Source organism: Terrabacter ginsenosidimutans (genome assembly GCF_039539425.1).
Lineage (GTDB): Bacteria > Actinomycetota > Actinomycetes > Actinomycetales > Dermatophilaceae > Terrabacter > Terrabacter ginsenosidimutans.
In genome coordinates this window covers 1-22,252 of the sequence record NZ_BAABDC010000015.1, presented here as the reverse complement: position 1 = coordinate 22,252, position 22,252 = coordinate 1, and the positions used below count along the sequence as shown (strand labels likewise).

19 protein-coding genes are annotated in these 22,252 nt (G+C 70.3%); 13 read left to right on the top strand and 6 right to left on the bottom strand.

The window, feature by feature from the left end; all coding sequences use genetic code 11:
* Window positions 1-13: 13 nt before the first annotated feature.
* Together xseA and ABD831_RS21750 are read left to right on the top strand one after the other, a co-directional pair.
* Window positions 14-1,441, top strand: coding sequence for an exodeoxyribonuclease VII large subunit (gene xseA, locus ABD831_RS21755; protein WP_344952117.1), 1,428 nt, complete (start codon window positions 14-16; stop codon window positions 1,439-1,441).
* 10 nt (window positions 1,442-1,451) lie between these two features.
* Window positions 1,452-1,736 (top strand): exodeoxyribonuclease VII small subunit, encoded by a 285-nt coding sequence (locus ABD831_RS21750; protein ID WP_142177010.1) that lies wholly within the window; start codon window positions 1,452-1,454, stop codon window positions 1,734-1,736.
* 81 nt (window positions 1,737-1,817) lie between these two features.
* Here the strand turns inward: ABD831_RS21750 and ABD831_RS21745 are convergent, their stop codons facing one another.
* On the bottom strand, window positions 1,818-2,591 hold the full coding sequence (locus ABD831_RS21745; RefSeq protein ID WP_344952054.1) for a DUF4245 domain-containing protein: 774 nt from the start codon (window positions 2,589-2,591) through the stop codon (window positions 1,818-1,820).
* A 96-nt stretch (window positions 2,592-2,687) separates the two neighbouring features.
* On the opposite strand from ABD831_RS21745, the gene glpX reads away from it, so the two are divergent.
* The 8 genes from glpX to ABD831_RS21705 all read left to right on the top strand — a co-directional run bounded on the left by glpX (window position 2,688) and on the right by ABD831_RS21705 (window position 12,493).
* On the top strand, window positions 2,688-3,680 hold the full coding sequence (gene glpX, locus ABD831_RS21740) for a class II fructose-bisphosphatase (protein ID WP_142177009.1): 993 nt from the start codon (window positions 2,688-2,690) through the stop codon (window positions 3,678-3,680).
* Between the two features lie 10 nt (window positions 3,681-3,690).
* Window positions 3,691-4,647: a carbohydrate kinase family protein gene (locus ABD831_RS21735; protein ID WP_344952050.1), complete on the top strand. Its 957-nt coding sequence runs from the start codon at window positions 3,691-3,693 to the stop codon at window positions 4,645-4,647.
* 138 nt (window positions 4,648-4,785) lie between these two features.
* Window positions 4,786-6,483 carry a substrate-binding and VWA domain-containing protein gene (locus ABD831_RS21730; RefSeq protein ID WP_344952047.1) on the top strand — a complete coding sequence of 566 codons (1,698 nt, stop codon included), beginning with the start codon at window positions 4,786-4,788 and terminating at the stop codon, window positions 6,481-6,483.
* A 237-nt stretch (window positions 6,484-6,720) separates the two neighbouring features.
* Window positions 6,721-8,082 (top strand): ABC transporter substrate-binding protein, encoded by a 1,362-nt coding sequence (locus ABD831_RS21725; protein ID WP_344952044.1) that lies wholly within the window; start codon window positions 6,721-6,723, stop codon window positions 8,080-8,082.
* A complete protein-coding gene (locus ABD831_RS21720) occupies window positions 8,079-9,236 on the top strand; it encodes a carbohydrate ABC transporter permease (RefSeq protein WP_344952041.1) in 1,158 nt (385 codons plus the stop codon). Before ABD831_RS21725 ends, ABD831_RS21720 begins: the two co-directional genes overlap by 4 nt.
* Window positions 9,233-10,096, top strand: a complete 864-nt coding sequence (locus tag ABD831_RS21715; protein WP_344952038.1) for a carbohydrate ABC transporter permease — start codon at window positions 9,233-9,235, stop codon at window positions 10,094-10,096. Before ABD831_RS21720 ends, ABD831_RS21715 begins: the two co-directional genes overlap by 4 nt.
* A gap of 148 nt (window positions 10,097-10,244) precedes the next feature.
* The gene (locus tag ABD831_RS21710) at window positions 10,245-11,957 is read left to right on the top strand and encodes a fumarate hydratase (protein ID WP_344952036.1); all 1,713 of its coding nucleotides are present in this window, start codon (window positions 10,245-10,247) and stop codon (window positions 11,955-11,957) included.
* A gap of 20 nt (window positions 11,958-11,977) precedes the next feature.
* Window positions 11,978-12,493, top strand: coding sequence for a beta-class carbonic anhydrase (locus tag ABD831_RS21705; protein WP_344952033.1), 516 nt, complete (start codon window positions 11,978-11,980; stop codon window positions 12,491-12,493).
* A gap of 83 nt (window positions 12,494-12,576) precedes the next feature.
* Here the strand turns inward: ABD831_RS21705 and ABD831_RS21700 are convergent, their stop codons facing one another.
* From ABD831_RS21700 to glmM, 3 genes are all read right to left on the bottom strand, one after another.
* Window positions 12,577-13,746 carry a low temperature requirement protein A gene (locus tag ABD831_RS21700; RefSeq protein ID WP_344952030.1) on the bottom strand — a complete coding sequence of 390 codons (1,170 nt, stop codon included), beginning with the start codon at window positions 13,744-13,746 and terminating at the stop codon, window positions 12,577-12,579.
* 83 nt (window positions 13,747-13,829) lie between these two features.
* Window positions 13,830-15,878 (bottom strand): M3 family metallopeptidase, encoded by a 2,049-nt coding sequence (locus ABD831_RS21695; RefSeq protein ID WP_344952027.1) that lies wholly within the window; start codon window positions 15,876-15,878, stop codon window positions 13,830-13,832.
* 88 nt (window positions 15,879-15,966) lie between these two features.
* Complete coding sequence (glmM, locus tag ABD831_RS21690; RefSeq protein ID WP_344952024.1) at window positions 15,967-17,313, bottom strand: phosphoglucosamine mutase; 1,347 nt, start codon at window positions 17,311-17,313, stop codon at window positions 15,967-15,969.
* 282 nt (window positions 17,314-17,595) lie between these two features.
* On the opposite strand from glmM, the gene ABD831_RS21685 reads away from it, so the two are divergent.
* Window positions 17,596-18,744 carry a hypothetical protein gene (locus ABD831_RS21685; protein ID WP_344952021.1) on the top strand — a complete coding sequence of 383 codons (1,149 nt, stop codon included), beginning with the start codon at window positions 17,596-17,598 and terminating at the stop codon, window positions 18,742-18,744.
* A 119-nt stretch (window positions 18,745-18,863) separates the two neighbouring features.
* Here the strand turns inward: ABD831_RS21685 and rpsI are convergent, their stop codons facing one another.
* Both rpsI and rplM read right to left on the bottom strand, forming a co-directional pair.
* The gene (rpsI, locus tag ABD831_RS21680) at window positions 18,864-19,370 is read right to left on the bottom strand and encodes a 30S ribosomal protein S9 (protein WP_142177001.1); all 507 of its coding nucleotides are present in this window, start codon (window positions 19,368-19,370) and stop codon (window positions 18,864-18,866) included.
* Window positions 19,371-19,405: 35 nt separating this feature from the next.
* The gene (gene rplM / locus ABD831_RS21675; protein WP_142177000.1) at window positions 19,406-19,849 is read right to left on the bottom strand and encodes a 50S ribosomal protein L13; all 444 of its coding nucleotides are present in this window, start codon (window positions 19,847-19,849) and stop codon (window positions 19,406-19,408) included.
* A 274-nt stretch (window positions 19,850-20,123) separates the two neighbouring features.
* On the opposite strand from rplM, the gene ABD831_RS21670 reads away from it, so the two are divergent.
* Complete coding sequence (locus ABD831_RS21670; RefSeq protein WP_344952018.1) at window positions 20,124-20,747, top strand: winged helix-turn-helix domain-containing protein; 624 nt, start codon at window positions 20,124-20,126, stop codon at window positions 20,745-20,747.
* Window positions 20,744-22,069 (top strand): MFS transporter, encoded by a 1,326-nt coding sequence (locus ABD831_RS21665; protein WP_344952015.1) that lies wholly within the window; start codon window positions 20,744-20,746, stop codon window positions 22,067-22,069. Before ABD831_RS21670 ends, ABD831_RS21665 begins: the two co-directional genes overlap by 4 nt.
* The last annotated feature ends 183 nt before the right edge of the window (window positions 22,070-22,252 follow it).

Below are 22,252 nucleotides of genomic sequence, written 5' to 3'. Positions count from 1 at the left end.
GGCGCGGGTGAGCATGACGAGCCCGGTGCCCGACAAGGCCGCCGACACGACGGCCGAGCAGCCCTGGCCCGTTCGGGTGCTCAGCCTCAAGATCTCGGACTACGTCGACCGGATGAGCCAGCTCTGGGTCGAGGGGCAGGTCGTGCAGTTCAACCCGCGGGGCGGCACCGCCTTCCTCACCCTGCGCGACCCCGACGTCGACATGTCCCTGTCGGTCTCCGTCCCCATGAACGCCGTCAACGCGATGCCGATCCCGCTGGCGCAGGGCGCGCGGGTCGTGCTGCAGGCCAAGCCGACCTTCTGGACCAAACGGGGCACGCTGCAGCTCGAGGCACGTCAGATCCGCCCCGTCGGCATCGGCGACCTGCTCGCGCGCGTCGAGATCCTCAAGCGGACCCTCGCGGCCGAGGGGGTCTTCGACGCCGGCCGCAAGCGGCCGATCCCGTTCCTGCCGCACCGCGTCGGACTCATCACGGGCCGCAACTCCGCCGCCGAGAAGGACGTCGTCGAGAACGCCCGCCGCCGTTGGCCTGCAGTCGTCTTCGAGATCCGCGAGGTCGCAGTCCAGGGCACGTCGGCCGTCACCGAGGTCGTCGAGGCGCTCCGTGAGCTCGACGCCATGCCCATGGTCGACGTCATCGTCATCGCCCGGGGCGGCGGGGCACTCGAGGAGCTGCTCCCCTTCTCCAACGAGGCGATGATCCGCGCGGTGGCCCAGGCGCGCACGCCCGTCATCAGCGCCATCGGGCACGACGTGGACCAGCCGCTGCTCGACCTCGTCGCCGACTGGCGGGCCTCGACGCCGACCGATGCCGGCAAGCGGGTCGTGCCCGACGCCGCCCACGAGCGAGCGCTCGTCGACAGCGCCCGCGACCGGGTGCGCAGGTCCGTGGTGCGACGTGTCGAGGCGGAACGCTCCGGCCTGCGCTCGCTCGTCTCACGCCCTGTCATGGCCGATCCCGTCGCCCTCGTGCGCGCGCGGCGACAGGAGGTGGCCGCGCTCCGGGCGCGGGCCACGACCCGCATGGAGGCGCGACTGCACCGGGCCGCCGATCAGGCCGAGCACCTCCGCCGCCAGGTCGTGGCTCTCTCCCCGCAGTCGACGCTCGAGCGCGGGTATGCCGTCGTGCAGCACCGCGACGGACGCATCGTCATGGACCAGGACGACGTCGGCGCCGGTGAGCTGCTCCGGGTCCGGGTGGCGCGGGGCGACTTCGCCGTGCGGCCGGTGACCGCCGGCGCCGAGGACCCGGCCCCGAAGGCACCGGCTGCCAGGGCCGGGGCACGCGGGACGGGTGCGGGCAGGACCACCACCGCGACGAAGGCGGGATCCACTGGCAGCAGCAAGGCGGCCTCGCCCCGGAAGCCGCGCAGGCCGAGCACATCCAGGCCCGAGGACGTCGTCGATGCCGCGAACACCGCGGACGAGCCCACGTCGTAGGGTGACGCCCATGGCTGACGCGACGACGACCGACGGCTCGTTCCCCGACATCGCCGGGATGCGCTACGAGGACGCCCGTGAGGAGCTCATCGCCATCGTGGCCAAGCTCGAGGCGGGCCAGGCGCCGCTCGAGGACTCGATGCACCTGTGGCGCCGCGGTGAGGCACTGGCAGCGCACTGTGCGACCTGGCTGGACGGTGCGCAGGCCGAGATCGAGCGGGCCACGCGTCCCGCGGCCGCGGCCGGCGAGCTGCACGCCGACGATGAGATCTTCGACGAGGACGACGACTCCTGATCGAGCTCCCGGTCGAGCTCCAGGTCGATGCGGGGATCGACTCGCCGAACACCCCTGGTCGGCTCCGGACCGAGCCTCAGGTCAGCCGGTGGCGCCTGACGACACCGAGGTCGACGGCGTGACGTCCGACGCCGGCGTCACGGGCGACAGCTTCGCGACGAACGCCTTGAGCTCGTCCTCCGGGGCGGTGCCGCTGGCGACGAGGGTCAGCCCCTTGGCGCCCAGCCCCTTGACGACGTAGGCGAGCTGGCCCTTGTCGCTCGCGACGAACCGCTCGTAGGTGCGACCGGAGACCGTCACGGCACCGGCGGCCTCGCCGTCTGCGACGGACCGGTCGACCCAGCCCTGGGTCGCCCCGACGGCCTGCTTGAGGGCGATGTCGGCGCCGCTCGGCGTGGTCCAGACCGTCGTGAACGTCGCGACCTTCTCGGTGCCGGGTGCATAGGTCGCCACGGTCGGCACCCAGCCGTCGCCGAGCCCCCGGGGCAGCTCGATCGGCCACGTCGTCTGCGCGGCGACCTGGCTCGCCTTGCCGGCCGCGTCGACCGCCGGTCGCTGCACCTGGGTGATGCGCGGGACGATGGCCACGAGCGCGAGGACGAGCAGGCCGATGACGAACATCGACCGGAACATGTTGGGGAACGTGCCGAGCGAGTAGCGACTCGGCGGCGCGGCGGGCGCGGCGGTGGCGGCGAGGCTCGGGTCCGCAGCGGTGGCAGGCTCGGACCGCTCCCCCTGCTCCTGGGGTGCCGGCGTCCCCCTCGCTCCGGACGGTTCGGTCGCCGGGTCGGTGGCGCTCTCCGGCGAGTCCGACGTGGGGCTCGGCGGGGTCGCCGGGGTCGACGGGGTGCTCATGACCCCATCGTCCCCGACGTGCGGACACGCTCCAAACCCGGGCGTGCTCAGCGCTAGGCTGGCGCGGACTCGTTCAGCGCCGACGGAGGACCCTTGATGAAGCACAGCCAGCCGGATCGCAACCTCGCTCTCGAGCTGGTCCGGGTGACCGAGGCCGCCGCCATGGCCGGGGGCCGTTGGGTCGGCCGCGGCGAGAAGAACAAGGCCGACGGCGCCGCCGTGGAGGCGATGCGCGCGATGATCTCGACGGTCAGCATGCGCGGGGTCGTCGTCATCGGCGAGGGCGAGAAGGACAACGCCCCGATGCTCTTCAACGGTGAGCAGGTCGGCGACGGCACGGGACCCGAGGTCGACGTCGCCGTCGACCCCATCGACGGCACGACGCTGACGGCCAAGGGCATGAACAACGCCGTCGCCGTCATGGCCGTCGCCAACCGCGGCGCGATGTACGACCCTTCCGCCGTCTTCTACATGGACAAGATCGCCACCGGCCCCGACGCCGCCGACGTCGTCGACATCCGCCTCCCCGTCGCCGAGAACATCCGGCGCATCGCCAAGGCGAAGAAGGAGACGGCGGCCGATGTGACGGTCGTCATGCTCGACCGCCCGCGCCACGAGGGCCTGGCCGAGCAGATCCGCGCCACCGGCGCCCGCATCCGCTACATCGTCGACGGAGACGTCGCCGGCGCCGTCATGGCCGCCCGTCCCGACACCGGCGTCGACCTGCTGCTCGGCATCGGCGGCACGCCGGAGGGCATCATCGCGGCGTGCGCCATCAAGTGCACCGGCGGCGTCATCCAGGGCCGGCTCTGGCCCAAGGACGACGAGGAGCGCCAGAAGGCCCTCGACGCCGGTCACGACCTCGACCGCGTGCTGTCCACCGACGACCTCGTCACGGGCGAGTGCTTCTTCGTCGCGACCGGGATCACCGACGGCGAGCTACTCCGCGGCGTGCGTTACGGCGCGAAGTCGGCGCGCACCAACTCCCTCGTGATGCGTTCGCGCAGCGGCACCATCCGCACCATCGAGAGCGAGCACCGCTTCGACCGTCCGGGCTGGTTCGGCAGCACCGACATGATCGATGCCTGAGGCGGAGGTCATGAGCGCGCCCACCGCCCCGGTCCGCACCCTCGTCATCGGCGAGGCCCTCGTCGACGCCGTCACCACCCAGGACGGGCGCACCGAGGAGCACGTGGGCGGCAGTCCCGCGAACGTCGCCTTCGGGCTGGCCGTGCTCGAGCACCCGGTGGACCTCGCGACGTGGATCGCGACCGACGAGCGCGGCCGGCGCATCGAGGACGTATGCCGTGAGCGGGGCGTGGCGCTCACCGCCGGGTCCCAGGGCGCCCCCTTCACGTCCGTCGCCCACGCGACCCTCGACGAGTCGGGCGCCGCGACCTACGTCTTCGACCTCGAGTGGCAGGTGGCTGCCGTGCCCGGCCTCGCGGCATACGCCCACGTCCACACCGGCAGCATCGCGGCCGTCCTCGAGCCGGGCGGCAGCCAGGTGCGCGCGATCCTGGCCGCGGCCCGCGAGCTCGGCGCGACGGTGTCCTACGACCCCAACGCCAGGCCGTCGCTCATGGGCCGGCCCGAGCGGGCCCGCGAGACCATCGAGGCCTCCATCGCCCTCGCCGACGTCGTGAAGCTGAGCGACGAGGACGTCGCGTGGCTCTGCCCGGGCGAGTCGCTGGATGACGTCCTGAAGGCCTGGGGCGACCTCGGTCCGGCCGTCGTCGTCGTGACCCGGGGTGGCGACGGTGCCATCGCGCGCGTCACCCGCACCGGCGAGCAGCTGGCGCTTCCCGCGCCGCGCGTCGAGGTGGTCGACACCGTCGGCGCCGGTGACTCGTTCATGGCCGGCCTGGTCTCTGGGCTGCTCGACGCCGGACTGCTGGGCGGCGCCGAGGCGAGGGAGCGCCTCCACGGTGCCGCGCTCGCCGACGTGCTGCCTGCGGTGGAGCGCGCGCTCCGGGCCGGGGCCCTCACCGTGGAGCGCGCCGGCGCCTACGCACCGGCGCGAATAGCCCTGTCGCAAGGACAAATCGGACATTAGACAAGTCGGCACGGGGTCAGGCACCATTCAGCGCGAGCCGCGGGTAGTTTTTGCCGGTGGTTCACCCTGACGCCCCTGTGCCGGGGCGTCCTCATGTGAGGAAACCTCGTGCCCGACCCCACCCCTCCACAACGCCCCATGGGCCCGTACGAACAGAGTCTCGTCGAGAGCCGCGCCAACCGTAAGGCCCTCGAAGCCCGGATCGCAGCAGCCCGACGCAACCGCATCATCGCGTCGGTGCTGGGCGTCGTCCTGCTCGCCGGAGCCGGCGTCGGCGGCGCCCTCTGGTGGAAGGGCCGCGAGGCGGCGCCCGTGGCGGCACTCGCCGCCACGCCCGGCAAGTCGTGCCCCGACCGCACCCCCGTCTCCCTGTGGGTCTCGGAGGCGGCGCAGCCGGCGGTGCTGGCTCTCGCCAAGGAGTACCAGGCCGACCCCGACTCGCCGTGCGTCGACTACGTCGTCAAGGGCAAGGCACCCATCGAGGCCATGATCGGCCTCGGCCAGGGGCAGCCGGACCGTCCCGACGGCTGGATCCCCGACTCCCCGCGGTGGCTCGAGCGCGTCAACGCGACCGCCAAGCTCAACGCCAAGCCCGCGAGCGCCTTCGCCAAGAGCCCGCTCGTCATCGCGATGGACCCGGCCCAGGCCGCCAAGCTCGACGGCCAGCCGAAGTGGCTCGAGCTCGTCGCGTCCGACAGCCCCATCCGGATGAGCGACCCGCGCTCGACCACGGCCGGCATGCTGACGCTCGCCTCGGCCCTGCCCGAGCTGTCCAAGGAACAGGGACGCGTCGTCATCCCCAAGCTGGCCAAGGGCGCCGCCCCGTCGGTCGACGACCTCTTCGCCGCCTACAACGCCGACGCCACGCAGGCTCCCGCGTTCCCCGTGTCCGAGGCCGACCTCATCGACCACAACCGGCTCTACCCCGACCACAAGATGGTGTCGGTCACGCCCAGCGAGGGGACGCCCGCCTTCGAGTTCTCCCTCGTCAACGTCGCCACCGACCCGGTCCGCGACCAGGCGGTCGAGCTGCTGCGTGCCTACCTCTCGACGCCCGCTGCCGCGAAGATCCTCGCTCAGTACGGCATCCGCTCGACGGGTGTCCCCGTGACGATGCCCACCCCGCAGGGCAGCGTGGGTGACGTCAAGGTCGGCCCGACGCCCGACGCCGAGGCCGTCACCGCGGCCACCAACGTGTGGCAGTCGGCGACGACCGACTTCTCGATCCTGTCCGTCTTCGACGTGTCCGGCTCGATGAAGGAGAAGGTCGGCAGCTCCACCCGGGTCGCGATCACGCAGGAGGCAGCGGGCATCGCGCTCGCCGCGCTCCCGAAGTCGACGAAGCTCGGCCTCTGGGTGTTCTCGATCGACCAGGGCGGCCCCGGTCAGGACTGGCGCGAGCTGGCCCCCATCGGACGTCTCGACGACGACTCGCACCGCGCCGTCGTCGCGACGGCGGCGGCGAACCTCGCCAAGAACGTCGGCGGCGGTACGGGGCTCTACGACACGATCTGGGCGGCATACCAGAGGGTGAAGAAGGAGTACGACCCCAACCGGGTCAACGCCGTCGTCATCCTCACCGACGGACGCAACGAGGACCCCCGGGGCATCTCCCTCGAGCAGCTCAAGGCCAACCTCAAGGCCGCGAGCGACCCGAACAAGCCGATCGCCATCACGACCATCGGCATCGGGCCGGATGTCGACCCCAAGGCGCTGTCCGAGATCTCGAAGATGACGTACTCCGACTTCTACGCGGCCCCCTCTCCCGCCGACATGACCACCGTGCTGGCACGCGCCCTCTTCGACCACGAGTGCAAGAACGGCCGCTGCGTCTGAGACCCGAGCGGTCACCTCTTGCCCCACGGTTCACAGGGGCAACAACCAACGGCCCCCGGTTCGCCGGGGGCCGTTGGCGTGCCCCGTGCGTCCCGTCGTGCGATCGTGAGGGTAGGTCACAGGCAGGTCACCACACTGGACCCACCTTCTACGACGCGGTAGGAATGACTTACGGACGTGACCGTGGTCACGTTGATCGGTGGGGATCGACGCACAACTCAACGACGAGGAGCGACCATGAGCGGATTTCCCAGACGGGCTCTACAGGCTGGCGGGGTGGTCGCCGCGGCAGCCTTGGTGCTGTCCGGCTGTCTGCAGAACCCCAACGCCTCGGGCGGAGGTGGCGCCGGGGGTGGGGGCGCCGGTGGGTTCCTCGACAGCGGGACGGCCGACGGAGACAAGGTCGTGACCATCCTCGGTGCCTTCGGCGGTGACGAGGAGAAGAACTTCAACGCCTCGCTCGCGGACTTCGAGGAGAGCAGCGGCATCAAGATCCAGTACACGGGGGACCAGGACTTCACCACCACGATCAAGCAGAAGGTCTCCGCGGGCGACTCCCCCGACATCGGCCTCTTCCCCCAGCCGGGAGGACTGCTCGAGTTCGCCGCACAGAAGAAGGTGTGGCCGATCGACACCTACCTCGACTACGACAAGCTCCAGAGCACCCTGCTACCCGGCTTCCTCGACGCCGGCCGCTACAAGGGCCGCGTCTACGGCGCCCCCATGCGCAACGCGGTCAAGAGCATCGTCTGGTACCCCAAGGCCGCCTACGAGAAGGGCGGCTACAACACGGCGCCCAGCACGATCCAGCAGCTGCAGACCGACGTCGCGGACAAGATCGCGGCCAAGGGCATCACCCCGTGGTGCATCGGCTGGGGCTCCGACCAGGCCACCGGCTGGGTCGGCACCGACTGGGTCGAGGAGCTCATGCTGCGCATGTGGGGTCCCGACGTCTACGACCAGTGGACCTCGCACCGCATCCCCTTCAACGACCCGCGGGTCGTCAAGGCGCTCGACGAGGCCGCGAAGTTCAACAAGGACCCGAAGATGGTCCTCGGTGGCACCAAGGGCGTGCTCAACACGAAGTTCGGTGACGCGATGACCCCGGCGTTCAGCAACCCGCCGAAGTGCATGCTCCACCGCCAGGGCAACTTCGCCACCACGTTCTACCCGAAGAACGTCCAGGCGGACCTCGACAACCAGGTCGGCATCTACGTCTTCCCGAGGTTCGAGGGCGGCTACAACGGCCAGGCGATCCTCGGTGGTGGCGACCTCGCCGGCCTCTTCAACGGCACCGACCCCGACGCCAAGAAGGTCATGGACTTCATCACGTCCGACAAGTTCGGCGCCCCCTGGGCCAAGGCGGGCGGCTGGCTCTCTCCGCACAAGACGTTCGACGTCAACAACTACCCCAACGAGACGACGAAGAAGATCGCCGACATCGCCAACAAGGCGAGCGTGCTGCGGTTCGACGGATCCGACCTCATGCCCAAGGCCGTCGGATCGGGAACGTTCTGGACCGAGATGGTCAAGTGGGAGAGCGGCCAGAGCTCGCAGCAGACCGCTGACAACATCGAAGCCTCCTGGCCGAAGTCATGACCACCGAGACCAGCGCGGCAGCGCCGCGCCAGCGACTGCGCACCGGGGACGACCCCGACGCGCACCTGCGCACCAACCCGATGAAGATCGGCGTCGGTCTCGTCGGCCTGATCGCCGTCGTGTGGGGGGTGGCCAACCTCTTCCTCGCGTTCGCCTACTACCCGCAGTGGTTCGGCAACAAGTTCGTCATCGGCATCCTGGCAATCATCGCGGGAGTGGGAGGGGCGGCAGTGCTCTTCTTCTTCCTCAACATGTTCGTGGAGGGCCTGCCACGGCGGCTGTCGGAGGGCGTGATCCCCTACGCCTTCCTCCTGCCGGGGCTCCTGCTCGTCGGACTGATGCTCGTCTACCCGACGTTCCAGACGATCAACTACTCGTTCGCCAACGCCGACAGCACCGCGTACGTCGGGCTGCAGAACTACAAGACGATCTTCGGCAGCAACGAGTTCTGGCAGTCGATCGTCAACAACATCCTCTGGCTGCTCATCGTGCCGGCCCTCGTCGTCGCCTTCGGCGTCATCGTCGCCGTCCTCGCCGACAAGCTGTCGGCCACGGGTGAGAAGGTGGCCAAGAGCATGATCTTCCTGCCGATGGCGATCTCGGCCGTCGGTGCCTCGGCGATCTGGCTGCTCGTCTACGCCTACAACAACCCGGGCCAGCCCCAGACCGGCCTGCTCAACGCCATCTGGACCGGCCTCGGTGGCGACCCCCAGACGTGGCTCGCCATCGACACGCTCAAGCTCAACTCCATCCTGCTCATGGTGATCCTCATCTGGCTGCAGGCGGGCTTCGCGATGGTGCTGCTCAGCTCGGCGATCAAGGGCGTTCCGGAGGACACCCTCGAGGCCGCGCGCATCGACGGTGCCGGCGAGTTCCAGATCTTCTGGCAGGTCGTCATCCCGCAGATCAAGGGCACCATCATCACGGTGTTCGTCACGGTCTTCATCACCGTCCTGAAGGTCTTCGACATCGTCTACGTCACGACCAACGGCGCCTACGGCACCAACGTCATCGCGAACCTCTTCTTCAACAAGCTGTTCGCGGCGAGCGAGGCCGGGCAGGCGACAGCCATCGTCGTCGTGCTCCTCATCGCCGTCATCCCGCTGATCTGGTACCAGGTCAAGCACTTCCGCGACGAGGAGGCAGGGCGATGAGCCGCAAGCTGATGAAGGACGGGCGTCCGAGGAGCACCTTCTCGATCGTCACGATGACCCTCCTGGCGCTGCTGTGGACCATCCCGACGCTGGGCCTGCTCGTCACGTCGTTCCGCACCCGCGACGACGCCGCGACCTCGGGCTGGTGGACGGCGCTGTTCAACCCGTTCGCCGCCGACTGGACGACGAGCAACTATTCCGGTGCCTGGACGGGGTCCGACCTCAGCTCGGGCTTCGTCAACAGCATCATCGTCGCCGTCCCGGCCACGGTGATCCCGATCATGTTCGCGGCGTTCGCCGCCTACGCGTTCACCTTCATGGACTTCCCGTTCAAGGAGTTCTTCTTCCTGCTGATCATCGCCGTCATGGTGGTCCCCATCCAGGTGGCCTTCCAGCCGATGCTCAACATCCTCGGCCCGCGCGGCCTCGGGATCAGCGGGCAGTACATCGCGGTGTGGCTGCTGCACACGGGCTTCGGCATGCCGCTGTGCATCTACACGTTGCGCAACTACATGAGCACGTTGCCGCGCAGCGTCGTCGAGTCGGCCAAGATCGACGGGTGCAGCCACTTCCAGACGTTCTGGAAGCTCGTGGCCCCGATGTCGATCCCGGCCATCGCCGCCTTCGCGACGCTGCAGTTCCTCTGGGTCTGGAACGACCTGCTCATCGCCAAGCTCTTCCTCACGAGCCAGAACACGACGGTCATCGTCAAGCTCCAGCAGCTGCTCGGCAGCCAGGGACAGGGACAGGAGCTGCTGACCGCCGGCGCGTTCATCACGATCATCATCCCGATGATCGTCTTCGTCACGCTGCAGCGCTTCATGATCCGCGGCATGACCTCGGGCGCCGTCAAGGGCTGAGCAACCCTCCTCGACGCTCGGGGCACCCACGTCAGTCCCCTCCCGGCCCTTCACTAGGCTGGGAGGGGACTTTCGTATGCCGGGTGGCCCGCGGCATACGCCAGTGCGGTGGGTGCCTGCGCCCACCACGGATCGCAAGGAGCGTGTCGTGGCCGACTTCGCCTACGAGGACCTGCTGCCGATCGGCGCCGACGAGACGCCCTACCGGCTGCTGACGACCGAGGGCGTGCGCGCCGTGGACGGACCGGGAGGGCGCACCTTCCTCGAGGTCGACCCGGAGGCGCTGCGGCTGCTCACCGAGACGGCGATGCACGACATCGCGCACTACCTGCGTCCCGGCCACCTGCAGCAGCTGCGCAACATCCTCGACGACGACGAGGCGAGCAACAACGACAAGTTCGTGGCGCTCGACCTGCTCAAGAACGCGAACATCGCAGCGGGCGGCGTGCTGCCCATGTGCCAGGACACCGGCACGGCCATCGTCATGGGCAAGCGCGGCCAGCACGTGCTGACCGCGGGGACCGACGAGAGGGCCATCAGCGAGGGCGTCTACGACGCCTACACCCGGCTCAACCTCCGCTACTCCCAGATGGCGCCGATCACGACGTGGGAGGAGAAGAACACCGGCTCCAACCTGCCGGCCCAGGTCGAGCTCTACGCCGACACGCTGCCGGGCCACGAGGCGCAGTACAAGTTCCTGTTCATGGCCAAGGGCGGCGGCTCGGCCAACAAGAGCTACCTCTACCAGGAGACCAAGGCGATCCTCAACGAGGACGCCATGATGCGCTTCCTCGACGAGAAGCTGCGCTCCCTCGGTACGGCGGCCTGCCCGCCGTACCACCTCGCCATCGTCATCGGCGGCACGAGCGCCGAGTACGCCCTGAAGACGGCGAAGTACGCCTCGGCGAAGTACCTCGACACCCTGCCGACGTCGGGCTCCATGACGGCGCACGGCTTCAGGGACACCGAGCTCGAGGAGAAGGTGCTCGAGCTGACCCGCCAGTTCGGCATCGGCGCCCAGTTCGGCGGCAAGTACTTCTGCCACGACGTGCGGGTCGTGCGCCTCCCCCGTCACGGCGCGAGCCTGCCGGTCGCCATCGCGGTCTCGTGCTCGGCCGACCGCCAGGTGCTCGGCAAGATCACCGCCGACGGCGTCTTCATCGAGCAGCTCGAGACCGACCCGGCGCGCTTCCTTCCCGACGCCGGTTCGGTCGACCTCGGCGAGCACGAGGACGACGCCGTCGGCGTCAGCTCGACGAGCAGGAACGTCGTCGTCAAGGTCGACCTCACGCAGCCGATGGACGAGATCCTCGCCGAGCTGAGCAAGCACCCGGTCAAGACGCGGCTCTCGCTGAACGGGCCCCTCGTCGTCGCCCGCGACATCGCGCACGCCAAGATCAAGGAGCGCCTGGACGCCGGCGAGGAGATGCCGCAGTACCTCCGGGACCACCCCGTCTACTACGCCGGGCCCGCCAAGACGCCCGAGGGCATGCCGTCCGGTTCGTTCGGGCCCACCACTGCGGGGCGCATGGACTCCTACGTCGAGCAGTTCCAGGCAGCCGGGGGCTCGAAGGTCATGCTCGCCAAGGGCAACCGCAGCAAGCAGGTCACCGACGCGTGCGACGCCCACGGCGGCTTCTACCTCGGCTCGATCGGCGGTCCGGCGGCACGACTCGCCCAGGACTGCATCCGGCACGTCGAGGTGCTCGAGTACGAAGAGCTCGGCATGGAGGCCGTCTGGAAGATCGACGTCGAGGACTTCCCGGCCTTCATCGTCGTCGACGACAAGGGCAACGACTTCTTCGCCGAGGTGAGCAAGCCGATGGCCTTCACCATCTCCAAGCGACCCGGACTCCAGTGACCGACCAGAGAGGACACCGAATGAGCGACACCAGTTCTGCCGGCAAGGGATTCGACGACCTGATCGAGGCCAACCGCGACTACGCCGACGCCTTCGAGATGGCCGGCTTCGACGGCGTCGCCCAGGCCGGCGTCGCGATCGTCACGTGCATGGACTCCCGCATCGACCCCTTGGGGCTGGTCGGCCTCAAGCCCGGCGATGCCAAGATCTTCCGCAACCCCGGGGGCCGCGTCGGTGGCGACGCCCTCGAGGCCCTCGTCCTCGCCACGCACCTGCTGGGCGTGGACCGCATCCTCGTCGTGCCGCACACCCGCTGCGCAATGGCGTCCAACAGCGAGGCCGAGCTGCGCGAGCGGGTCGGGGCGAGCGCCGGCAAGGACGCGTCCTGGATGACCTTCCACACCATCGCCGACCAGGAGCGTGCGCTGCGCGAGGACCTGGCCCGGGTCCGGACCCACCCGCTCATCGCCGCGGGCGTCGAGACGGCCGGCTTCATCTACGACGTCGACACGGGCTTGCTGCGCCGCGTGGAGTGACCTCCGCCGCAGTGCTCCCGGCGCACCCCTGCGCCCCAGCGCCCCCGTGACGTGCCCACGTCGCGGGGGCGTCGTGGTCCGGGTCAGACGGTCTGGCGGGAGGTCCACACGTGGTGGGCGACGGCAGCCGACAGAACAAGCCCGATGGTCAGCACCGTCGCTCCCACGGGCGGGGCCAGTGCCGCGACCACGAGCAGGACGAGACCGACAGCCGCGCCGACCCTGGTCTCGGCGGCCGGGGCCCCCGCCATCGAGTGCATGGCGGTCAGGCACCACACGTACACCGCCACGGCCCCGGCGAGCGCGAGCCCGACCACCCGCGCCGTCGTGTGCGCGTCGCCCTGGACCTGGTCGACGGAGGCCGCGAGCGCGGCTCCGGTGGCCGCCACCGACACGAACACGAGGTAGTGGCCGTAGCCGGCGACGAAGACGCTTCCGACGGAGCCCTCGAACAGGCCGGCGTGCTCCCGCTTGAAGTACAGCCACCACATCGAGAAGACGATGAGCAGACCGCCGACGACGAGGGCGAGCAGACCAGGGGCCGCCCCGTCGCCCAGGGCCCCCTGGACCGCCTGCAGGGTGGCGAGGACGACCTCGCCGAGGACGATGAGCGTCAGCAGGGCGTAGCGCTCCGCGATGTGGTGCGGGTGGAACGGCGTGATGCCGCGCCGCTCGGCCACGATGGGCACGAGCAGCTCGAGGACGACCAGGGCGAAGAACGACACCATCAGGACGGTTCGGCCCTCGAGGAGCAGCCGCGCGATCCAGAGCAGCTGCACGACCGTGATGCCGGCCGCGTAGGTCAGGGCGGTGCGCCGACCCTCCGGATGGCCGGCCGCAGCGCGCAGCCACATGGCGACCATGGCGAAGCGCATCAGGGCGTAGCCGGCGACGACGAGCCCCGACTGGCCGTCGTCGAACAGGTCGGGGATGCCAGCGGCGAGCATCAGCGATCCGGTCATGATCGTGAAGGTGAGCAGGCGGTACGGCACGTCGTCGCAGTCGTAGGACGAGGCGAACCACGTGTAGTTCATCCACGCCCACCAGATCGCGAAGAACACCATGACGAAGTTGACGAGGTCACCCAGGTGGCCCTCGGCGAGGCCGTGGTGCCACTGCGCAGCGGCACTCGCGATGGCCACGACGAAGACGAGGTCGAAGAAGAGCTCGAGCGGCGTTGCGACGCGGTGAGCCTCGTGCGGGTCGCGAGGCTCCATGCGCCGTGACAGGGGAACGACGTTGACGTGGCTCACGCGGCCGAGTCTGCCATCCGGCCGCTCCGCCGTCCCCTCCCCCAGTACAGCCTGCTCAGTCCAGCCCGCTCAGTCCAGCCCGCTCAGTCCAGCCCCCGCCGCTCGAGCAGGTGGCGCACGTCGGCGTCGGCGCCACGGAACTCGCGGTAGGACTCGAGCGGGTCGGCGGCGCCGCCGACCCCCACGACGTGACGGCGGTAGCGGTCGCCGTTCTCCCGGGTCAGCCCACCGTTCTCGCGGAACCAGGCCACGGTGTCGGCGTCGAGCACCTCGCTCCAGATGTAGGCGTAGTACTGCGCGTCGTACGCGTAGGAGAACGTGTGCGCGAAGTACGTCGAGCGGTAGCGCGGCGGGACCAGCGGGTTCGCGAGCCCGACCTTCTCGAGCGCAGCCGCCTCGAAGGCCTCGACGTCGGTCACACCCGCTGCCTCCTCGACCGACACCGCGTGCCACGCCTGGTCGAGCAGCGCCGCCGCGAGGTACTCACCGGTGGCGAACCCCTCGCCCCATGCCTGGGCCGCCACGAGCCGGTCGACGAGCTCCTGGGGCAGGCGCTCCCCCGTCTCGTGGTGGACGGCGTAGCTCGAGAGCACCTCGGGCCAGAGCATCCACATCTCGTTGACCTGGCTCGGGTACTCGACGAAGTCCCGGAAGACGCGCGTCCCGGCGAAGTGGGGGTAGGTGACGCGGGCGAGCAGCCCGTGCAGTGCGTGTCCGAACTCGTGGAAGAAGGTCCGGGTCTCGTCGTAGGTGAGCAGCGTCGGCTCGCCCGGTCCAGGCTTGGGCACGTTGAGGTTGTTCATGACGACGGCGTGCGGCTGGCCGAGCAGGCTGTTCTCGTGGACGAGGCTGTTCATCCACGCCCCGCCCTTCTTCGTGTCGCGGGTGTAGAGGTCGAGCAGGTAGAGCCCGAACGCCGTTCCGTCGGTGTCGTGCACCTCGAAGACCCGCACGTCGGGGTGGTAGCCGACGAGGTCGTCGCGCTCGGAGAAGGTCAGGCCGTAGAGCAGCTCGGCCGCACGGAAGATGCCGTCCTGCAGGACCCGCTCGGCCTCGAAGTAGGGCCGCATCTCGGCGAGGTCCACCGCATACCTCGTGGCGCGCACGCGCTCGGACCAGAAGGCCCAGTCGTGGGCCTCGACAGGGTGTCCTGCCTCCGCCTCGAGCAGCGCCCGCTCCGCCTCGATGTTGCGCGCGGCTGCGGGTGCGAGCCGGTCGAGCAGCCCCAGGACGCGCTCCGGCGACCGCGCCGTCGAGTCGGCGAGCGCCGCGGCCGCGTGCGTGGGGTAGCCGAGGAGGCGGGCCCGCTCCGCGCGCAGCCGGACGATCTGCAGGACGAGCGCCTTGGTGTCGTCGGCGTTGCCGCGGTTGCCCCTTGCGCTCTGCGCGTCGTGCAGGCGGCGGCGCAGGTCGCGGTTCGTCAACGACGCGAGGTGCGGGTGGCCGGTGGGCAGCACGAGCGTGATCAGCCACGAGCCGTCGTGGCCCTGCTCGCGAGCGGCCTGGGCGGCGGCAGAGATCTCACCGGCGGTGAGCCCGTCGAGCTCGGAGACGTCGTCGACGAGGACGGCGAGGTCGTTGGTGTCGGCGAGCAGCTGCTTCTCGAAGTGCGTGCCCAGGGTCGCGAGCTGCTCGTTGAGCTCACGCAGCCGCACCTTGTCGTCCTCGCCGAGCCCGGCGCCGGCGACCGTCATCTCGGTGAGGTGACGCTCGACGAGGCGACGCGACTCGGCGTCCAGCGCCGCCAGCGCGTCCTCGTCGTCGTGGACCGCCTTGATCCGCGCGTAGAGGCGTGGGTCGAGGCGCACCACGTCGCCGTGGGCCGCGAGCTTCGGGGCGTAGTCCTGCTCGATCGCCTGCACCGCGGCGGTCGCAAGCGAGCTCGACGTCCCGAAGAAGGCGAGACTCGTGCGGCTCAGCAGCGCTCCGGAGCGCTCCAGCGCGACGAGGGTGTTCTCGAAGGTCGGGGTCTCGGGGTCGGTGGCGATGGCCTCCACCTCGGCGCGGTGCTGCGCCATGCCGAGGTCGAAGGCCTCCGGGTAGTGCTCGTCGCGGAGCAGCGCGAAGGGCGGCAGGGAGAAGGGCAGCGGGCTCGGCTCGAGCAACGGGTTGGCCGGGGTGTCATCACGCATGCACCGAACCCTACGCAGCGCTGAGGACCCGTTCGACCGTGTTCTCCGGGCTGCACGACGGGCCGACGGCGTATGCCGTCCGGCGGGCTCAGAGCGAGAGCTCGGCCTTGACGACTCCGACGAGCCGGTCGGCCACGGTGCGGGCCTGGTCCCGGTCCGCCGCCTCGACCATGACGCGGACGACGGGCTCGGTGCCGGACTTGCGCAGCAGCACCCGCCCGGTGTCTCCCAGCTCGCCCTCAGCGGCGCGGACGGCGTCGGCGACCGCGGCGTTCGCGTCGAGGGCCGACTTGTCGACGTCCTTGACGTTGACGAGCACCTGTGGGAAGTGGGTCATGATGCCGGCGAGGTCGGCGAGCGTGCGACCGGTGGCGGCGACGCGCGAGGCGAGCATGAGCCCGGTGAGCGTCCCGTCGCCGGTCGTGCCGTGGTCGAGCATGACGACGTGTCCGGACTGCTCGCCGCCGAGCGAGAAGCCGCCGTCCTTCATCCCCTCGAGGACGTAGCGGTCGCCGACGGCGGTCTGCAGCACCTTGATGCCGGCGCCGCCGAGCGCCTGGATCATGCCGAGGTTGGACATCACGGTGGCCACGAGGGTGTCACCGCGCAGCACCCCCTGCTCCTTCATGGCGAGCGCCAGGATCGCCATGATCTGGTCACCGTCGACCTCGTGGCCGGCGGCGTCCACGGCGAGGCACCGGTCGGCGTCCCCGTCGAGGGCGATGCCGAAGTCGGCTCCCGTCGCGAGGACGGTCTCCTTGAGGTGCTCGGTGTGGGTCGAGCCGTAGCCGTCGTTGATGTTGAGGCCGTCGGGGTCGCCGCCGATGAGGGTGACCTGCGCACCCGCCTCGCGGAAGGCACGCGGGGCGACCTCGGAGGCGGCCCCGTGGGCGGCGTCGACGACGACGTGCAGGCCCTCGAGCCGGTGGGGCAGGGTGGCCAGCAGGTGTGCGACGTAGCGGTCGGCACCGTCGGCGAGCGCCGTGATGCGGCCGACGTCGCCGCCGGTCGGTCGCTGCCAGTCGTCGCGCAGCCGGGCCTCGATGCGGTCCTCCAGGTCGTCGGCGAGCTTGTGCCCTCCGCGAGCGAAGAACTTGATGCCGTTGTCGGGCATCGGGTTGTGCGACGCCGAGAGCATCGCGCCGAGGTCGGCGTCCTGCTCGGCGACGAGGTAGGCGATGGCCGGGGTGGGCAGCACCCCTGCGTCGCGCACGTCGATGCCGGCCGAGGCGAGGCCGGCCACCGTCGCCGCGGCGAGGAACTCACCCGAGGCGCGGGGGTCGCGTCCGACGACCGCCACCGGTCGGTGGCCGTTGAAGGCGCCCACCTCCGCGAGGACGTGGGCCGCGGCCACCGAGAGGTCGAGCGCGAGCTCGGCGGTGATGTCCTTGTTCGCCACACCACGGACGCCGTCCGTGCCGAAGAGTCGAGCCACGCGTGTTTCTGCCTTCCGGAGGGGTGCGACCGCGGTGCTTGGCCACAGATGTGCTCGCACGACGATACCGCCCCCACGTCGATCGGCCATCCAGCGCACCGGAAGCGGACAGAGGCCACAGAACGGGCGGAACCGCAACTCGTAACTGGCAGGCAACTGGCAGGTGGCACCCATCCACTTCCCAGACGCCCGCCACGACGATGTGCCCATCCCGGCACCCGACCAGGGAGCAGCCGGACCCGTCCAGAGAGGAACTCCATGAGCACTCGACGTTCACGGCGCATGGCCACCGCCACCGCCACGGCCGCCACGCTCCTGACCGTGGGCACGGCATTCGCCGCCTCGGCTGCGGCCCCGGCTGCTTCGTCTGCACCGTCCGCCTCGTCGGCGACCGGTGGCGGCGTCACGGACCCGTACTCACCGGCCTACGGCCACCCCTACCGCCACGGCGCGGTGCCGACGCGCGAGCTCAACACCCAGATGCACCGCTGGGAGGCCCAGACCAAGGGAGCGAGGCCCACGTCGTCCAAGACCCTCTCCTACGGCGGCGGCGTCGACGGGACCGGCGTCACGAGCGGTGGTGCCCCGAAGGTCTACCTCGTCTTCTACGGCAGCCAGTGGGGCACCCAGGGCACCGACTCGGGCGGCAACCTGACCTTCTCGGGTGACCCCAAGGCCGGCGCGCCCGTCGTGCAGAAGCTCTTCAAGGGCCTCGGCACCGGCGGCGAGGCCTGGTCGGGCGTCATGACGCAGTACTGCGACGGACCGCTCGTGGCCAAGGGCGCCACGTCGTGCCCCGCCGGCGCCGCGCACGTGCTCTACCCGACCGGTGGCGCCCTCGCCGGCGTCTGGTACGACCCCTCGGTCGCATCACCGACCAACGCCACGGCCAAGCAGCTCGGCGACGAGTCCGTCCGCGCCGCAGCGCACTTCGGCAACACGACGGCAGCGAGCAACCGCGACGCCCAGTACGTCATCCTCTCGCCGACCGGCATGCACCCGGACGGCTTCAACACCCCGAGCGGCACCTTCTGCGCGTGGCACGACTACAACGGCGACCCCTACGTCGGGTCGACCAGCCCCTACGGCGACATCGCCTTCACCAACATGCCGTACGTCATGGACATGGGCACCAGCTGCGGGCAGAACTTCGTCAACGCCGGGTCCACCGGCACCGACGACGGCTACTCCATGGTCGAGGGCCACGAGTACGCCGAGACGATCACCGACCAGAACCCGGCCGGTGGCTGGACCAACACCACCTCGCGCACCTACTCCGGTGAGGAGAACGCCGACGAGTGCGCCTGGATCTCCCCCGGGAGCGCGGGCGGCGCAGGCAACGTCTCGACGACAGCCGGCAGCTTCGCGATGCAGGCCACCTGGTCCAACGACACCAACCGCTGCGACCTGAGCCACGCCACGGTCGGCTGACCACGCACGCCAGCGCACCGACCTGCACGACCCGGCCACACGGCATACGCCATCCGGGAACGACGAAGGCCCCCGAGCAGTGCTCGGGGGCCTTCGCGCAACCAGCTGGGACAGCCAGGTCAGCGCTTGCTGTACTGGGGAGCCTTGCGGGCCTTCTTGAGACCGGCCTTCTTGCGCTCCGGGACGCGGGGGTCACGGGTGAGGAAGCCGGCCTTCTTGAGAGCGGGACGGTTCAGCTCCTCGTCGATGCCGTTGAGCGAGCGGGCGACGCCGAGGCGCACCGCACCGGCCTGGCCGGAGGGGCCACCACCGTGCACGCGAACGAGCACGTCGTAGGAGCCGTCGAGCTCGAGGAGCGTCAGGGGCTCCTTGACGATCTGCTGGTGCACCTTGTTGGGGAAGTAGGCGTCGAGCGTGCGGCCGTTGATCTTCCACTCGCCGGTGCCCGGGACGATGCGCACGCGGGCGATGGCCTGCTTGCGACGACCGGTCGCGGCGCCGGGGGTCGAGACCTCGCGGGCGCGCTTCGGCTCACCCAGGGCGGAGTCGGACGAGGACTCGCTGGTGTACTCGGTCAGCTCGGGCTCGTCGGTGTCGAGGACTTCCTCGTTCACGATGTCAGTCACGTGTCTTGTCGCTTTCTACGCAGCAGCCGGGGGGCTTACTGCGCAACCTGGGTGATCTCGAAGGGGACGGGCTGCTGGGCCGTGTGCGGGTGCTCGGCACCGCGGTAGACCTTGAGCTTGGAGAGCTGCTGGCGGGCCAGCGAGTTCTTCGGCAGCATGCCGCGGATGGCCTTCTCAACGGCCTTCTCGGGGCTCTTGGCGAGCAGCTCGGTGTAGGAGGTCGAGCGCAGACCGCCCGGGAAGCCCGAGTGGCGGTAGGCCTTCTTCTGCTCGAGCTTGGCGCCGGTGAGGGCCACCTTCTCGGCGTTGATGATGATGACGAAGTCACCGGTGTCGACGTGCGGCGCGAACTGCGGCTTGTGCTTGCCCCGGAGCAGGACAGCGGCCTGGCTCGCGAGACGGCCGAGCACGACGTCGGTCGCGTCGATGACGTGCCACGTGCGAGTGACCTCGCCGGGCTTCGGGGTGTACGTGCGCAATGGAGTCTGCCTTCGCTTCTGAAAAATGGTGGAGCAGTGAATGCCGCTGGGCTCGGTCCGCGTCGCCCGCCTCCCGAAGGAGCGGACCGGTGAGGGTCCGCGGGTTCGCCTGACGGCCCGGTGCACAACTTCACCAATGTTACGGGTTCGGGCCCCCGCACCCAAATCACGGCCGGGAGACCCCGAAACCACCTCTGACCTGCCCCGATGCCCTCAGACGGACAGTGTCCACACATCTTGTGCAAACGAACTGTGCACAGGTATTGTGCACACTATGGCTGCACACGACGCTTCCACCCCCACCGACGACGAGAACGTCTGGCTCACACCAGAGAGCCTGCGCGTGCTCGCCCACCCGCTGCGCTCGCGGCTGCTCGGCGCCCTCCGGCGCGGTGGACCCGCGACGGCCACCGACCTCGCGGCCGCGCTCGGCACCAATTCCGGCGCGACGAGCTACCACCTGCGCAAGCTCGAGTCCGTCGGGCTCGTCCACGACACCGAGGAGGGCGAGGGCAAGCGCCGGCTGTGGCGGGCGAGCTCGGAGTACCACTCCTGGCACCCGAGCGACTTCGAGGGCGACGAGGACTCCGAGACGGCCCTCAACTGGCTGACCCGCGACTACGCCCGCCACTTCAGCGAGCAGTACGACAAGTGGCTCGACGTCTCCACGACCTGGCCCACCTCGTGGCAGGATGCCTGCGGCTCGAGCGACGCGTCCGTCCTCGTCACCGCCGAGTCCCTCGAGGCGATGCGCGAGGAGATGTGGGACCTCATCGAGCGCTACCGCCGGGTCGGGCAGGGCAACCCGCAGGCCCGCCGGATCGCGGTCTATGCCTTCGCCTATCCCCTCGACCTCGACCGGCCGCCGACCGACACCTCCAGGGAGTCCGCGCGATGAGCACCCCGAGCCCGTATGCCGTCCTGTCCCCCACCGCGGCCCGTCGCGTCTTCCTCACGCTGAGCTTCACCCGCTGGTTCCCGGTCGGCCTCGTCGTCGGGCTCCTCACCCTCTGGCAGCTCGAGCGCGGCCTGTCCGTCGCCCAGGCGATGACGATCTCCTCGGCCGCCGGGCTGACGATCTTCGTCCTCGAGCTGCCGACGAGCGGCTTCGCCGACGCCTTCGGGCGCCGACCCGTCTTCGTGGTCTCGGCCATCGTCAACGTGCTCGGGAGCTCCGTGCTCCTCCTCGCCCACTCGTTCTGGGCCTTCCTCGCGTCGGCGGTGCTCATGGGGATCTTCCGGGCACTCGACTCCGGACCCCTCGAGGCGTGGTTCGTCGACACCGTGCACGCCACCACCCCCGGCGCCGACGTGGACGGGGCACTGGCCGCCCAGGGCACCGTCCTCGGGGTCGGCATCGCCTCCGGCGCGCTGCTCTCGGGCGGTCTCGTCTGGTGGCACCCCTTCACCGGCGCCTCGGCGCTCGTGCTCCCCGTCGCCGTCTTCGTGGCGCTCAACGTCGTGCACCTCGTCGCCGTGCTCGTCCTGCTGCGCGAGCCTCGCTCGGCCGAGCACCTCGACACCTCCGGAGCCCGCCGGGCGATCGCCTCCGCCAAGGAGTCGCCGACGGTGGTCCGCGACGGTCTCGGCATGCTGCGCGAGAACGCGGTGCTCCGCGGGATCATCGCCGTCGAGCTCTTCTGGTCGGTCGCGATGATCGTCTTCGAGACCTTCCAGCCGATCCGGCTCGCCGAGCTCGTCGGCGGTGAGGAGCGTGCCGGCGCCATCATGGGCCCCGTCGCAGCGACGGGCTGGGCCGTCTTCGCCGTCGGAGCCGCCCTGGCCGGGTGGTCGAGCCGGCGCATCGGGGTCGCACGGACCGCGATCCTCGCGCGGATCCTCAACGGTCTGGGTGCCGTCGTCATGGGCCTCGTGGCAGGGCCGGCCGCGCTCATCGCCGCCTACGGCGTCACCTACCTGCTCCACGGGTCGGCCGGCCCGATGCACTCGGCCCTGCTGCACCGGGAGGCGCATGCCCGCAACCGGGCGACCGTGCTGTCGATGAACTCGATGGTGGCCTCGGTCGCGTTCGGCGTCGCAGCTCCCCTGCTGGGCCTGCTGGCCGAGCGGACCTCGACCCAGCTCGCCATGGCGACGGCGGGGGCCTTCAGCATCCTCGGCGCCTGGTTCTACCGCCACGCGCTCCGGGCCGAGAGGAGCCGCGCCGCCGTCCCCGCCGCCGCCTCCCAGTCGAGTGACCACCCCGTCCCAGTCGAGTGAGCGCCCCGTCCCAGTCGAGTGAGCGCCCCGCCACACCTGCGTGGGACCGAGCGCTCGGCGGTCTCAGATCGTCTGCGCAACACGGATGTCGTGTGGAGGCGGGACGATGGCTGGTGGACTGAGGCGGTATTCGGTAGCTCAGCGGGAACAGGCGCTGGGGCTGCTCGAGCAGGGGCTGTCGGG

What these genes read in the sequence shown, in the direction of transcription:
- xseA (WP_344952117.1), top strand. Translation starts at nt 14, where the DNA reads ATGACGAGCCCGGTGCCCGACAAGGCCGCCGACACGACGGCCGAGCAG.
- ABD831_RS21750 (WP_142177010.1), top strand. Translation starts at nt 1,452, where the DNA reads ATGGCTGACGCGACGACGACCGACGGCTCGTTCCCCGACATCGCCGGG.
- ABD831_RS21745 (WP_344952054.1), bottom strand. Translation starts at nt 2,591, where the DNA reads ATGAGCACCCCGTCGACCCCGGCGACCCCGCCGAGCCCCACGTCGGAC.
- glpX (WP_142177009.1), top strand. Translation starts at nt 2,688, where the DNA reads ATGAAGCACAGCCAGCCGGATCGCAACCTCGCTCTCGAGCTGGTCCGG.
- ABD831_RS21735 (WP_344952050.1), top strand. Translation starts at nt 3,691, where the DNA reads ATGAGCGCGCCCACCGCCCCGGTCCGCACCCTCGTCATCGGCGAGGCC.
- ABD831_RS21730 (WP_344952047.1), top strand. Translation starts at nt 4,786, where the DNA reads ATGGGCCCGTACGAACAGAGTCTCGTCGAGAGCCGCGCCAACCGTAAG.
- ABD831_RS21725 (WP_344952044.1), top strand. Translation starts at nt 6,721, where the DNA reads ATGAGCGGATTTCCCAGACGGGCTCTACAGGCTGGCGGGGTGGTCGCC.
- ABD831_RS21720 (WP_344952041.1), top strand. Translation starts at nt 8,079, where the DNA reads ATGACCACCGAGACCAGCGCGGCAGCGCCGCGCCAGCGACTGCGCACC.
- ABD831_RS21715 (WP_344952038.1), top strand. Translation starts at nt 9,233, where the DNA reads ATGAGCCGCAAGCTGATGAAGGACGGGCGTCCGAGGAGCACCTTCTCG.
- ABD831_RS21705 (WP_344952033.1), top strand. Translation starts at nt 11,978, where the DNA reads ATGAGCGACACCAGTTCTGCCGGCAAGGGATTCGACGACCTGATCGAG.
- ABD831_RS21695 (WP_344952027.1), bottom strand. Translation starts at nt 15,878, where the DNA reads ATGCGTGATGACACCCCGGCCAACCCGTTGCTCGAGCCGAGCCCGCTG.
- ABD831_RS21685 (WP_344952021.1), top strand. Translation starts at nt 17,596, where the DNA reads ATGGCCACCGCCACCGCCACGGCCGCCACGCTCCTGACCGTGGGCACG.
- ABD831_RS21670 (WP_344952018.1), top strand. Translation starts at nt 20,124, where the DNA reads ATGGCTGCACACGACGCTTCCACCCCCACCGACGACGAGAACGTCTGG.
- ABD831_RS21665 (WP_344952015.1), top strand. Translation starts at nt 20,744, where the DNA reads ATGAGCACCCCGAGCCCGTATGCCGTCCTGTCCCCCACCGCGGCCCGT.